The organism is Sediminivirga luteola (genome assembly GCF_014639315.1).
Taxonomy (GTDB): Bacteria; Actinomycetota; Actinomycetes; order Actinomycetales; family Brevibacteriaceae; genus Sediminivirga; species Sediminivirga luteola.
In genome coordinates this window covers 41,521-54,215 of the sequence record NZ_BMFY01000007.1, presented here as the reverse complement: position 1 = coordinate 54,215, position 12,695 = coordinate 41,521, and the positions used below count along the sequence as shown (strand labels likewise).

14 protein-coding genes are annotated in these 12,695 nt (G+C 68.9%); 4 read left to right on the top strand and 10 right to left on the bottom strand.

Annotated features, from left to right (window positions below; genetic code table 11):
- Positions 1–27: 27 nt before the first annotated feature.
- From IEW13_RS09095 to IEW13_RS09060, 8 genes are all read right to left on the bottom strand, one after another.
- Positions 28–294, bottom strand: coding sequence for a DUF6112 family protein (locus IEW13_RS09095; RefSeq protein WP_188550734.1), 267 nt, complete (start codon positions 292–294; stop codon positions 28–30).
- A 5-nt stretch (positions 295–299) separates the two neighbouring features.
- Entirely contained in the window at positions 300–1,901 is a 1,602-nt protein-coding gene (locus tag IEW13_RS09090; protein WP_188550628.1) for a M23 family metallopeptidase, read from the bottom strand.
- Positions 1,902–1,919: 18 nt separating this feature from the next.
- Entirely contained in the window at positions 1,920–2,594 is a 675-nt protein-coding gene (locus IEW13_RS09085) for a hypothetical protein (protein ID WP_188550627.1), read from the bottom strand.
- A gap of 58 nt (positions 2,595–2,652) precedes the next feature.
- The gene (locus IEW13_RS09080; RefSeq protein WP_188550626.1) at positions 2,653–3,774 is read right to left on the bottom strand and encodes a ParB N-terminal domain-containing protein; all 1,122 of its coding nucleotides are present in this window, start codon (positions 3,772–3,774) and stop codon (positions 2,653–2,655) included.
- The gene (locus IEW13_RS09075; protein WP_188550625.1) at positions 3,767–4,630 is read right to left on the bottom strand and encodes a hypothetical protein; all 864 of its coding nucleotides are present in this window, start codon (positions 4,628–4,630) and stop codon (positions 3,767–3,769) included. The genes IEW13_RS09080 and IEW13_RS09075 overlap by 8 nt, the downstream gene beginning before the upstream one ends.
- 87 nt (positions 4,631–4,717) lie before the next feature.
- A complete protein-coding gene (locus IEW13_RS09070; RefSeq protein WP_188550624.1) occupies positions 4,718–5,191 on the bottom strand; it encodes a hypothetical protein in 474 nt (157 codons plus the stop codon).
- Positions 5,188–5,889 (bottom strand): DUF2637 domain-containing protein, encoded by a 702-nt coding sequence (locus IEW13_RS09065; protein WP_229745045.1) that lies wholly within the window; start codon positions 5,887–5,889, stop codon positions 5,188–5,190. The genes IEW13_RS09070 and IEW13_RS09065 overlap by 4 nt, the downstream gene beginning before the upstream one ends.
- Positions 5,886–6,794 (bottom strand): bifunctional DNA primase/polymerase, encoded by a 909-nt coding sequence (locus tag IEW13_RS09060; protein ID WP_188550623.1) that lies wholly within the window; start codon positions 6,792–6,794, stop codon positions 5,886–5,888. The genes IEW13_RS09065 and IEW13_RS09060 overlap by 4 nt, the downstream gene beginning before the upstream one ends.
- Before the next feature lie 62 nt (positions 6,795–6,856).
- Here IEW13_RS09060 and IEW13_RS17655 point away from each other — a divergent pair, with 62 nt between their 5' ends.
- Positions 6,857–6,991 carry a hypothetical protein gene (locus IEW13_RS17655; protein ID WP_268235186.1) on the top strand — a complete coding sequence of 45 codons (135 nt, stop codon included), beginning with the start codon at positions 6,857–6,859 and terminating at the stop codon, positions 6,989–6,991.
- 108 nt (positions 6,992–7,099) lie between these two features.
- On the opposite strand, the gene IEW13_RS09055 is transcribed toward IEW13_RS17655, so the two are convergent.
- Positions 7,100–7,921 carry a helix-turn-helix transcriptional regulator gene (locus tag IEW13_RS09055; protein ID WP_229745044.1) on the bottom strand — a complete coding sequence of 274 codons (822 nt, stop codon included), beginning with the start codon at positions 7,919–7,921 and terminating at the stop codon, positions 7,100–7,102.
- A gap of 288 nt (positions 7,922–8,209) precedes the next feature.
- Positions 8,210–9,649: an MFS transporter gene (locus IEW13_RS09050; RefSeq protein WP_188550621.1), complete on the bottom strand. Its 1,440-nt coding sequence runs from the start codon at positions 9,647–9,649 to the stop codon at positions 8,210–8,212.
- Between the two features lie 55 nt (positions 9,650–9,704).
- On the opposite strand from IEW13_RS09050, the gene IEW13_RS09045 reads away from it, so the two are divergent.
- The 3 genes from IEW13_RS09045 to IEW13_RS09035 are packed head-to-tail and all read left to right on the top strand — an operon-like array spanning position 9,705 to position 12,510.
- Positions 9,705–10,175 carry a MarR family winged helix-turn-helix transcriptional regulator gene (locus IEW13_RS09045; RefSeq protein ID WP_188550620.1) on the top strand — a complete coding sequence of 157 codons (471 nt, stop codon included), beginning with the start codon at positions 9,705–9,707 and terminating at the stop codon, positions 10,173–10,175.
- On the top strand, positions 10,172–11,950 hold the full coding sequence (locus IEW13_RS09040; protein WP_188550619.1) for a DEAD/DEAH box helicase: 1,779 nt from the start codon (positions 10,172–10,174) through the stop codon (positions 11,948–11,950). The genes IEW13_RS09045 and IEW13_RS09040 overlap by 4 nt, the downstream gene beginning before the upstream one ends.
- Positions 11,947–12,510 carry a hypothetical protein gene (locus tag IEW13_RS09035; protein WP_188550618.1) on the top strand — a complete coding sequence of 188 codons (564 nt, stop codon included), beginning with the start codon at positions 11,947–11,949 and terminating at the stop codon, positions 12,508–12,510. Before IEW13_RS09040 ends, IEW13_RS09035 begins: the two co-directional genes overlap by 4 nt.
- The last annotated feature ends 185 nt before the right edge of the window (positions 12,511–12,695 follow it).

The following is a 12,695-nucleotide window of genomic DNA, read 5'->3' as shown; positions in this document are numbered from 1 at the left end:
AGACCGACCCCATGGGACGGGCCGGGCTCAGAGCTGACTGCCGAGGTCGAGCAGCCAGTTCACCCACGCGATGCCACCACCGGCGAGCGCCGCAGCGCCGAGGGCTGTCCACGCGCCGACGCGTGCCTTGGTCGCGGCGGTGTGGTGGCCGTTGGCGGTGGCGAGCGCCCAGGTGATGGCACAGACGATCAGCATGAGCACGGCGACGATGAGGACGAATGTCAGCAGCGCGCCGATCACGGCGCGAAGGTCATCGGCCCCGCCCACGGCACCGAAGTCCGGGAAGACGTCCATGCTCATCAGGCCCCTTCTCGGATCGTGACGTGGACGTGATCGAGGTGCCTGGTCGTGACATCGGTGCCTCGGGTGTAGGGGCGCCAGCCCTCATCGGCGCGAGCGAGCGACCAGATCTGGTCCTGCCAGATCAGGTACTCCACGCCGAGGGACTCGGCGTGGGTCTGGAGCCAGTTCGTGACGGCCCAGCCGAGTTCGAGGGCTTGGCCGGTGGCAGGTTCGCCGATGGCGTTGCCGAAGGTGCCGTCACAGGCTCGCCCGAGCGGGTGTTCGGAGACGGTGCCGGGGCGTGGTGAGTAGCAGGCCCAGGCCGATTCGGGGAACGCGGCGCGGACTTGTTCGAGGGCGTGGGCGGTGCGCGCGGTGATCTGCCCATCGCTGGTGGGGTCGTCGACCATCGCGTCGGGATCGCCGCCGGGAAACTCTGTGGGCGGTCCGGTGTCCCCGCCGGGCGCGCATCCCGGTCCGGCCGTCTCGCCGCCGTCGTGTTCGCTGGCGCCATGCTCGGCGAGCCACTCGGCGGCGTCGACGGCTTCGGCGCCTGGTCCGCCGGGGCGCACTTCGAGGTGCAGGTGGGGTCCGGTGGAGTTGCCCGAGGAGCCGACGTCGCCGATGTGCTGTCCGGCGGTCACGGTGTCACCGGCTTGGACGTGAATGCCGTGGGACCACATGTGCGCATAGGCGGTGGCGACCCGCTGCCCGGCGACGGTGTGGTCGATGACGATCAGCCCGCCATATCCGCCGGAGAACTCCGCGGTGGTGACGCGGCCATCGGCGACCGCGAACAACGGTGTGCCGTCCGCGGCGGCGTAGTCGGTGCCGGTGTGGAAGGACCGTTCTCCGGTGATGGGGTGGGTGCGCCACCCGAAGTCTGATGTCTTGGTCCACGTCCCTTCGGGCAGCGGGAACAGCACCCGGGATGTCTCGGGCACTACACCGGAGTCCCCACCGCCTGCCGGGCGTGTGAGGGTGGCGAGGATGGTCTCAGCGACCGGCTGGTAGTTCTGATACCGATCCGGGTAGGCGGAGACCTCGACCGCTTGGGCGGCCTCGCCGGGGTCCATCTGTTCCCAGCCGGGGATGTCCAGTAGACCCCGCGGGCTCGGGTGGTTCGGGCCTTCGGGTCCGCCGTAGAACGCGTGCGCCTGATAGGTGGGGTCCATCAACTCCGCGACGGTGCCCCACCCGGTGGCGGGGCGCATCTGGAACAAGCCCAGCGAGTCATGATCGGACCCGTTGCCGTCATTGGGATAGTCACCCGACTCCGGGTAGGCGCTGGTGTTGGACAGCATCCGCAGGTGGGACTCGGTCAACGCGGCCATGAGCGCGATCACGACGCCGCGGTCGTCGATGCCCTCGGTCTGCCCGCCGATGGTGATGATCGTGGCGGCGTGGGTGAGCTGGGCCCGGTTCAGCGTGACCGCCTCGCCGTTGCGGGTGGTCGCAGTCAGGGAGTCCGGGATCGGCCCGACCGTCAGAGTGGTGCCCGGTAGGCAGATCGCCTCGGCGCGGGCGGCCGGGTTCATCAGCACCCCCAGACCCAGCAGCACCACCGAGGGGCCAAGGAAAAACGCGGCGAGAACGAAGGTGGTGAGGATCTTACGCATCCCGGATCACCCCGTCTCTCAACGCAGGGGGTTGTCGACTTGGGAGAGCCGCAGCAACCGGCACGCATCGAACGAGGGCTCACACGCGATGAAGACCGTGAACGAGACCGGGCGTTCGGTCTGCATGGGTTCGGTGCCCCAGATGCCGGCCCGGTGGCGGGTGCCGGTGATCGTGTAGGCGGTGGTGCCGGGCAGCAGTTGCCCTGGGGCTGCCTGCGTTTCGGCATCGGCCCAGGCGTCGGGGATCTCGACGGTCTCGATGGTGATCCACTGCTTGGTCTGATGCGTCCGTAGCTGTGCCCAGGCGTCGGTGGCCGGGAGGTAGGAGCGGACGTCAGAGGCCAGCCCGGAGGTCTCGGTCCCGGTGGGGTCGCCGACGTCGACGAGCACCTGGGCGTAGTCCGAGGGTCCGTGGCTGCCGGTGGTGTCCCAGGTGAACAACGACACCGCCACGGAGCGGGCGAACGCCTCTGCATCGGTGGTGTCGTACAGGGGGCGAGGCGTGGCCGAGGTTCCGGACGGTCCGGTAGGGCCGGGCGCGAGCGTCACCGCGTCGTCGCCGCTGGGGCCGGTGGGCTGGGGTCCGCGGATGAGGCCGTAGGCGCCGACGCCGACGATCACCAGTAGCACCACGGCGGCGGCGATCACGGCAATCAGCACCCGGCGACGGGAAGTCAGGTCAGAGGGGTTCATGCCTCACAGGTGCACACCGCCACCCAGGGCAGGAGGGGCGCAGGATCGCGCGGCCGTGTCAGACGGCTATCGGCTCACGCGGATGGGTTGCGGTCTCTTCGCTGTCCTCGTCCGCGGTGTCGGTCTCGGGGGTGCGCAGGGTGCGGACGTGCTCGGCGAACGCGATCGTCCCGGCCACGGTGACCTCGAACCGTTCCCAGTCCTCATCGGTCACTTCGGCGGCGATCTGTGCCGGGTCGTAGTGGTGCCACCAGCCGCCCAGCTCGGCCCAGACGTGCACGAACGCCCGCGGCGGCAACACCACTCCCTCCAGCGGCGTCGCCGGGGTGCGGCGCTGGGAAGGACGCTTCTTGCTGGCCGCCTTGGCCCGGGCGAGGGCTTCCTTGGCGAGAGCCTCCAGTTCGGCGGCCTTCGCGTCGCGTGCGGCCTGCTCACGCACCCGTGCCGCCTCACTCTCGGCGCGGCGGCGCACCATGACCGGCTGGGACTCATCGGCAGCGAGCCGGTCCAGCTCGGCCCACGACAGCTCAGCGTTGGTGTTCTGGACGGCCGCGGTGATAGACGCACCAGCGTCGACAGCCTCCAGCTCGGCGGCCGCACGCTCGCGCACACGCGCGGGCTGGGCTGGATCGTTCGCGAGGTCTTGGAGTCGAGAGATGCGCTCCAGACTCGTGTAGGAATTGCGGCCCGTGACCATCAGGGCGGCCTGCTCGCGTGTCTTCCCAGACCCGGGGCGGGGCGGTGGGGCCACCGTGGCCCCACCGTGTGACCTGGGCTTTTGTCCTTCGGCGGTGAACCGTGAGGCTTCTTGGCGGCTGGCGGCGTCTTCGGCCATCAGCGCCTTCAGCTCCTGGTAGAGCGCAGCTTGCTCGGTCTGGGTGAGGGGCTTGTGCAGCTGGTTGTCGTCCTGCTCAGCCAGCAGCTGCCCGAGACGGTCGGTGATCCCGGCGCGCACCCACACCTTCACGGTCCGCCACCCGAGTTTCTTGATCGCCGCCAGGCGCCTGGCCCCGCACACCAGCACACCGTCGGGGGTGACGGTGATCGGTTGCAAGATCCCGTCGCGGTCGATGGAGACGGCGAGCTGGTCGATGTCTCCGAATGCCGTGCGGTGCCGGCGTCCGACGATGATCGAGGCGACGGTGCGTTCCAGCTCGATGTGCCCGTCTCGGTTACCCACGGCCCTCGCCCCCAGAGGGTGAACTCGGGGCCGCGACGGTGATGGTCAGCACCAGGTCGTCATCGCGCAGCAGCACCCGCAACGGCTCACCGATCAGCAACCGCACCAGCACACCCCGTCCCAGCGACGTTCCCGTATAGGTGGGTTCGGGGTTGCCGAGCACGGTCCGCAGCAGCCCGTGCCACGAGGGCGCAGGCAGGTCGAGCAGCGCCCGGGCAGACTTGTCGCGGCGCAGCGCCTCGAACGCCGTGTGCCGGGACCCGGCACGGGCGAGACGCTCGCACACGTACTCGATCGCGCCGCGGGCGGTGTGTGGGGGCCAGCCGAGCATGGTGAACAGCGCGATCGTGTCCTCGGCCGCGCTGGAAGCCGCAGTGGACGACTCCGTCGTGGGCTCCGGTCCTGATGCGAGGTCGGTGCCGGTCGGGTCGTGATGGTGGAACGCGGGATGGAAGTCGGCCAGCGGGTTCTCGCGGTCGCTGAAGCGCTCCGCGTCGTGGAACACCGAGAACTGCACCCGCCTGGCCTGATGCGGCGAGCACAACAGTCCGTTGCCGCGTTCCTCGGCGATGCAGGTCACCTGCACCGCGCGCGTGACCACCGCCCACGGGTCATCGGCCCGCCTTGTTGCCGGGGTGCGCATCGCCTCGAACGCCGCCGACGCCGCCTCCCACGCATCCAGACCGTGCTTGCGAGCCAAGGGCGCGTACTTCTCCGCCGCGTAGTGCATCAGCGCGGCAGCTTCCGCGTCGGCGCGCCATGCCCGCGGACCACCCTGGTGGAGCCGGTGCAGCAAGGCGCGCAGGCCTTCGCCGGTGGTGAAGTCCGTTCGTGATGGGACGTTGGTCGTGGTCATGGTGGTGGCACCTCCTGGACGGTAGGTGCGCACGCGCTCCCCAGGAACCTCGCTCGTCGCTCTCCCGGGAGTGGTCATGGGCCTGTGTCACCCCAACCCGATTTCCGACCGGCTGGTCCCCGAGTGGCCGGACCCGCGGCTGCGGCCGAACGCCGACAACGGCGGCAACCGGCGCGCACGCTCGCTGATCGCCGTCCGAGTCGCGGCGGTCGCTTCGAGGGGAAGGCGGCGCATGCGTCGGGCCAGCTCGGTCTCGAAGCTGATGCCACGGCCCGCCCACCGGGCGCTGGACTGCGCCACCAGATCGGTCGGGCGCACCCACGCCACACCGCGCGCATCCCACCGGGCGGCATCACGCGCCGTGGCGGGATCCTTCCCGTCCAGCGAGGGGTCGCGGCGGCGAGCCAGTTCGGAGACCTCTCGCTCGCGGGCCGTCGTCCGCTCGGACGCCGTAGCCCTCGACTCCTCGGTCGTCGACTCCTGAACGTCCGGTCGGGCAGGGCCGTCCGGTGGCGTCGCCCGTTTGGGCACCTGCTGGTCGTCTCGGTCCTGTTCGCTCATGGTCGCGTCTCCTGGCCTTCGCGGCTGTTCTCCAGGGAGGTGGGCTCGGCGAACCACCGACCCACCGTGGACGCGTGCACTCCCACGCGGGATGCGATGGCTTTGTTCGACCAGCCCGCATCTCGCAGTTCGGCGGCGACCTCACGCCGGTCCCGCTCCACCGGCGCAGGCTCAGCGCCGGTCTCGGTCGAATCGGGAGTGACCAGCTCGCGGACCGCCGCGCGCGGGAGCACCGCGTCGTCCTCGACGGACACTCCGCTGCGTGCGGGTTCGGGAAGGGGCCGGGTGAGGATCACGGTCAGATGGGTGATTGCCAACAGCACCAACGGCGGCACGGCAGCGACCGAGGCAGCCAGTACGCCGGGCACATCGGCATCCGCGGCGACGATGGCGTGCAGGGCATTGGCCGTGACCGAGACGATCGCCCCAGCGGCCAGCAGCATCCACGGATACCACGCACCCCGCTGTCCGGCCAGCGCGACGACCGAGACGGTCGCGACGACGATGATGCCGTCCACGATCAGCGGCCATGCCCACGCCTGCCCCGCCTCTATGCCCGAACGCCGGGCCAGATCGGCCAGAGCGGTGAAGGACAGCCAGAACGCCCCCAACGCGATCAGCACCGTCCCGGCCACCGCGGTCATCACGGCCAGGCGTCCTCCGCGACGACGCACCACCGGCGACGATCCGGGGTTCATGAGAGCACCTGCCCAATGACAGACCGTGACGCGCGTCGCGGAGCGTCGTGCTGCTTGCCCGCCGAGGAGCCCTGACCGCCTGCGTGCGGGGCGGTGGTGCGGAACGCGGAGCGGATCGTGGCCGAGACCTCCCGCGAGCCGAGCCCAGCCTGCTCGGCAGCAGGCCCGAGCGCCGCCAGGGCCTCACCCGGCGCGGTGCCCGACTCGGCCAGACGGCAAGCCGCCCAGAACAGACCCTGGTTTCGCTCACCCTCAGAGAGAGCGGACACCCACCGCGACAGCCGACCGGCGTCCACCCCACGCACCGGCATTACCGAAGACGAAGCGACTGGCGGGCGCGGATCGAGGAAGTCCCGAAGACGTACCGCATCGACCGGCATCGGCGCAGAGGCTGTGGTCGCGATCAGCTCGTAGACACCGACCTGATCCATGCCAAAGCTGGCCCTGGACGGCGGGACGACGACATAGCCACCGGTCCCGCGGAAGTCCACATGCGCCCTCGGGGCCTGCCACGAACGCTGCTCCCGCCCGCCCGCCGGGTAGTAGGCGTGCAGTCCACCCGACGGCGTGCGCACCAGCGCACCCCACCCCTCGACCAGCCCGCCGTCTCTGGCGCGCTCCCACGCGCTGTAGCCAGAACCGCTGTCGTGGACATCGACATCGACCACCTCGACGCCCGAGACAGGTCCGGTGGGCAGGGCGACGTTCGCCTCCGGCCAGCGCGACCACCACGCTTCGATCTGCGTGAGGTCGGTGGTGGCGTCGTGGAAGCCCTGCTCCGTCAGGGGCCGCTTCTCACCCGGAACGCACGGGAACACCGGCACACCCGCGGTCGCATAGACGCGAGCGGCTTCCGGCAGGCGCAGGTGGCTGGCTTGCTCGAGGACGTCGAAGGCGGCAGACATGGCACGGCCTCACAACACCAGACGTGTCCCCAGCGCCCTATGCGCCGTCGCGATTGTCTCCCATGCCCTCGTTGTCATCGTGGTCTCCTCCCGATCCCCTGGGCACCGAGCCGATCGGGCTCGATGACCTTCAGGTACGCCGGGACCACCGGGACAACGAGACGGACAAGGACAGTGACCGTCAGGTGCGGCGGTGAACCCGACGAGTCCCTACCGGACTACCAGCCCGCCCTTCGCCCCGGCGTCGCCGACGGTTGAGAGTGAAGGAATCGAGACCAGGAGACGAGCAGATCGTGAGCATCAGCTCACGCGGCTTGCCGCGCAACGCGCCGGTATTGGCCGGGGCTGACGCCCACGCACTGGCGAAACAGTCGCGCCGCGTGGTTGCGACTCGACCATCCCACCTCGCGGGCGGCCTGCTCGACAGTCAGATCGGTCTCTCGGAGCAATCGTGCCATCTGCTCAGCTCTCAGCGTCGTCAGGTACGCCAAGGGTGTCATGCCGTAGGCGTCGACAAAGACCCTGCTCAACTGCGCACGCGAAAGATGAACTGTTCTAGCAAGCCGGTCCAGCGTCCACCGCTCGGCAGGAGAATCGCGCAGCAGCTCGCCGACTTCGCGCGCCTCGACTCGGAGCGGAGCGAATCGACGATGACGCGGCACACCGGCTCGCGTGGTCTTCCGTTGCGTCGGAGACCGCCGAGTGGGTGTCGTCTTGACGTAGGGCGTGACGATATCGAGTAGCGCGAACAGCAGTGCCTGCATCCGGTAGAACCGATCCGGTGATGGCCCATTCAGGCTGAGAGCCACCAGCTCATCCAGCCAGGGCATCAGCATCCCGGCACGGTCTTCGCCGAGGTGAAGTATCTGGGCGGGCTCGGAGTACAGCTCATCGGCGAAGTCCTGCGCATCGAGGCGGTCTGCCAGCAGGGCGGCGTGTTGCCAGAAGACCTGATCGACGACGTAGTCGCGGTCGAGGTAGAGGGTCGTGACGGTGATGAAGCCTTCGGGTTCGCTTCCGCACAGGGTGTTCGAGCCGAGCGCCACGACGTCACCGACGTTGACCGGTTTCTCGCCGAACTCGCTGAGCAGGATCGCCGATCCGTGGCGAACAAAGATCAGCTTCACGCAGTCGTAGGCGACCGGACCGATGGGGCTATGAATCGTGCGAGTTCGCGCGATGATCGGGTGGAACTCGGTGGGCTCGCTACCGAGAGCTTCGTTGGCCGACCCGCTCCCAGCAGAAGGGGCCGTGGCATGTGCGGCTCCTGTCATCGCCCTGGCACCTCACGAACGATGCCTGCTGTGCCGTTCGAGAACTGTCAGGCGGTGTCCTGATGGAGATGCCCCCGCGCGACTGTGACGCACCGCGCGTGCGTCACATCGGAGAGGCACCCCGGACACGTGATGCTCCTGTCACCGATACGCATCTGGTTCTGTGGTCGGGGTGCTGCCGGCGATGTGATGCCGGGGTAGGCGGAAGGCGACCACGGTGGCGATGAGGGCGACAGCGATGCCAACACCTAGCGCGAAACTGAGTGCTTGGTCGTAGGCGGAATCGGAGGGGCCGGTTGCGGTTGCCGTGATGGCGAAGTAGGTGCTGCCGACAGTGGCGAAGCCGAAGCTGGCTGAGAGTTGACCGACGCTGTTGAACAGGCCAGATGCCTCCGAGGCGTGGTCGCGACTCACTCGGGCCAGGGCGGTCTCGGTCAGCGGTCCGACGACCAGCCCCATGCCGAGCCCGCCGATGGCGGCGCCGGGCAGGAACGAGGCGAAGGCGGGCTGGTCGGAGGCCAGAAGGACGGCGACGATCACCAGCGCCATGCCCAGGCTCATGGTGAGAAGGCCGATTTGGACGACGAGGCGTCCCAGGCGTGGCAGGAGTGCAGTGGTGCCGATGCCCGCGCCGACTCCGGTGAGGATCGCCCAGGGCAGCACGACGAGGCCGGCCATGAGGGCGCTGTAGTCGAGATGGCTCTGGACGTACTGGGTCATGACCAGGGAGAAGCCCATCACAGGGATGAAGAACAACACCTGGACCGCCATCGCGGACCGGAAGGTGCTGCGCTGCTGCAACGCCAACGGCACCAACGGCTGACCGCCACGGCGGTCGCTGGCGCGCTGCTGGATCAAGAACACCACGAATAGCACCGCGCCACCGGCAATGGCGGCGGCTTCGATGAGCGGAGTGTCGGTGTCGGCCAGGCCCGCCAGCCCCCGCAGGATCAGGAACAAGGACGCGGCCGAGAGCACCAGGCCGAGCAGGTCGAGCTGAACCCGAGTCTCGGAGCGTGCCGCCGGCAGGGTCCGCAGCGCCAGGATGATGACGGCGATGCCGATGGGCACGTTGACCAGGAACACGCCCCGCCAACTCGTGCCGAACAAGTCCAGGGCGATGAGCACGCCGCCGAGGATCGGACCCGCGGCGGCGGCGATGCCCAGCAGAGCGGAGAACGCGGCCATTGGCTTGGCTCGCTCGCTCGGTTCGTACATGAGCTGGATGAACGCCAGGACCTGCGGGACCATGAGCGCCGCGAACAGTCCTTGAATGACGCGGGCGGCCACGAGCAGCCACGCGGCATCGGCGAGTCCGCAGGCTAGGGAGGCGAGGGTAAAGCCGACCACGCCGATGACGAACGCGCGCCGTAGGCCGAGCAGTCTGCCCAGCCGGGCGCCAGTGATGAGCCCGACCGCGAAGGTCAGCGTGTAGCCGGACAGCACCGCTTGGGCTTGGGCGGCACTGGCGTCCAGATCGGTGGTGATGGAGGGCAGGGCAACAGTCACGATCGTCACGCCGAGCAGGTCGACGAAGACTGCCAGCAGGATCGCGACGAGGCCAAGAGTTCGAGTGCGCATGCCCACATAATACCTGAATGACTAAGATAATGAGTAGTTCAGGTACACTGGTGGGATGGCGAGTGACGGCAAGACCCCGGCGGAGCCCGATGCGGTAGAGCGGATCGCACGCGCCCTGCCCCCGTGGCTGTCGGCGGTCGATGCGGTGAACGAGGCGGTCGCCCGTGAGGCAGGCATCGGTCCCTCTGATCTAGCGTGTCTGCACGAAGTGATCGTGGACGGACCACTGCCGGCCGGCGAGCTGTCACGCAGGCTGCGGCTGACCACCGGGGCGATCACGCACATGATCGACCGGCTGACCGAAACCGGGCTGGTGCAGCGGGTCCGCGATGGCGCTGACCGGCGCCGCGTGCTGATCGAAGCCGTCCCGGCGGTGCGTGAGCAGATGCTGGACCGTTACGGGCGCCTGGATGCGCAGACCCGCGCGACCCTGGCCGGGTTCACCGCACGCGAGCAGGAGGTGATCGCACGATTCATCGAGACCAGCCTGCACAACACCCGCGCCCTGCTGGACGAGAGTCCGTGACCGCCGATTCACAACTGACCTACCTGCCCGAGCGTGCGAGCTGGTTCCTCTGGACGCCTGACCCGGCCACGCTCGACTCCGGCGTACCCGCCGACACCACGGCGACGATGCGACTGGCGATCCCTGACGGCGACAAGATCGTGGCCCGTGACGTCTCCGGCCAAGAGATGAGCCTGCACGAGGGATGGCGCTGGCTCCGTGATCGTGAGCCAGCGCAGACCGACAGTGACTCGCTGCGGGCCTGGACACACCTGGCGCGAGACCCCGATGCCGATACGGCGCTCCTACCGGTGGCGGCGCACTGTGCTGTAGCCGTCGACGGCGCTCACATTCACACCGCCGGGGCCACCACACTGCACCTCCACAGCGCTCTGCGGCTCACTGACACGCTCGTCGGTGCGGGGCTGGCGGCGAGGCTGCGTGGTTATCAGCTCGCAGGCGTGCAATGGCTCACCGGTCACGAGGGCGGCGCGGTGCTGGCGGACGACATGGGGCTGGGCAAGACCATCCAGACCCTCGCCCTCATGCTCGGCAAGTCTGAGGAGGCGCATCTGGTGATCTGCCCGACCTCGGTGAGCACGAACTGGGAACGCGAGATCACCCGCCACGCCCCCGGACTACGCATTGTCGGCGACCGCTGCGAGCCCGGGTCTGGCACCGTGACCGTGACGACCTATGCGCGCCTGCGCCGTGACCCCGCGAGGTTCACCGAGTGTTCGTGGGGTGTGGTGGCGTTCGATGAGGCCCAGCAGATCAAGAACCCTCGCACCCTCGCCTACCGCACCGCCACGGCCATCCGGGCCGACTATCGGCTGGCGATCACCGGCACCCCGGTGGAGAACGAGCTGGGAGACCTGTGGGCACTCGGTGACCTCGTCCGACCCGGCTTCTTGGGCACCCGCAGTCGCTTCCGCGACCGCTACGTGATCCCGATCCAACGCCGCGGCTCAACGACCGCGGCCGAGCGGCTCGCCACCCACACCCGCGACCTGGTGCTTCGACGGACCAAGGCCGAGGTCGCGCCCGAACTCCCGGCCCGCCAGGTCATCGACATCGCCTGCACCATCACAGACGAGCAACGCCGCCTCTACGACAGGGCCTTGGCCGAGAGCTTCGACACGGGCCTGGGCTTCGGCGCCACCCGCCGCACCAACGTCCTGGCATTGCTGACCCGACTCAAGCAGGTCTGCAATCACCCTGCCCAGGTCCTCGGCCAGGACGGGCCGCTGGCAAAGCGGTCGGGCAAGTTCGACCGCGTGAGCGACATGCTCGACGAGACCCTGACCACCGGCACCGGTTGCCTGGTCTTCACCCAATACACCGCGATGGGCCGGCTCCTGGCCGGCGACCTCGCCGAGCGTCACGGCATCACGGTCCCGTTCCTGCATGGCGGACTACGCCCGACCAGCCGCGACCGCATCGTGAGCGACTTCCAGGACGGCACCGGACCGAGCATCCTCGTGCTCTCGCTGCGCGCGGCCGGGTTCGGCCTCAACCTCACCCGCGCCACGACTGTCATCCACTACGACCGCTGGTGGAACCCCGCCGTCGAGGACCAGGCATCCGATCGCGCCCACCGCATCGGACAAGACCAGCCCGTCACGGTCTACACCCTGCGCGCCGCCGGCACCGTCGAAGACCACATCGCCACCATGCAGGCCCGCAAACGCGGACTCGCCGACGCAGCCCTCACAGGCAGCGACGCCGACCTGCTGACCCTCGGCGACGACGAGCTGTATGAGGTGCTGCGGCTCAATCTGGGGGCCACCCCATGACCCGTGAGTTCGGCGCCACCGCATGGGGACGCGCCTGGCTCAAGATGATCGAACCCGTCCTCATCACCGGACCACCCGACCGCGACCTACCCCGCGCCCGCGCCCTGGCCCGCCGCGCCATCGAAGACCTGGCCATCGAGACAAACCAGGTCACCGTTCGGCTCACCGAACGCGGCCACGAGCACAAGATCACTCTGAACATCCCGACCTGGAACCGTGAAGAACAGAACGTGGTCGCCCGGACCATCGGCCAAGCCGCGTCGTCGTGGAGCGGCGACCTGCCCGACCACCTCGTCACCGAACTGACCTCCGCCGGAGTATCGATTACGCCGCCCATTGGTGAGATCACCGCTACCAGCGACACCGGCGAAGCGAGTCGACGGCACGTCCTCGCTATCTGTTACGCCCTCGTCCAGAAGGTCGACGAAGAACCTGTCGTCGCCGTCCGGCTTCGGATGCCGAGAGTGACCGCGCCGCACTCGGGGGGATCAGCGTCCGACGACATGCTCGCGCTAGCCGACATCGATCCGCGGACCTTCTACGCCACCATCATTCTGTAGGCGAGGGCCAGCGCCGGCTAGTACATAGCGTTGCTTGCTGACGCATCGCTGAACTCTTCGGACCACCTGACGGTGGTCCGCTCAGCTGGCTTGATCAGAGGCCCGTAGATTTCCTCCACACGGTTGGCACCAAGGGTGCAGAGCGGGCGCGCGGGGCGCACCTGACCGCTGAGGCGGCCCCTTCC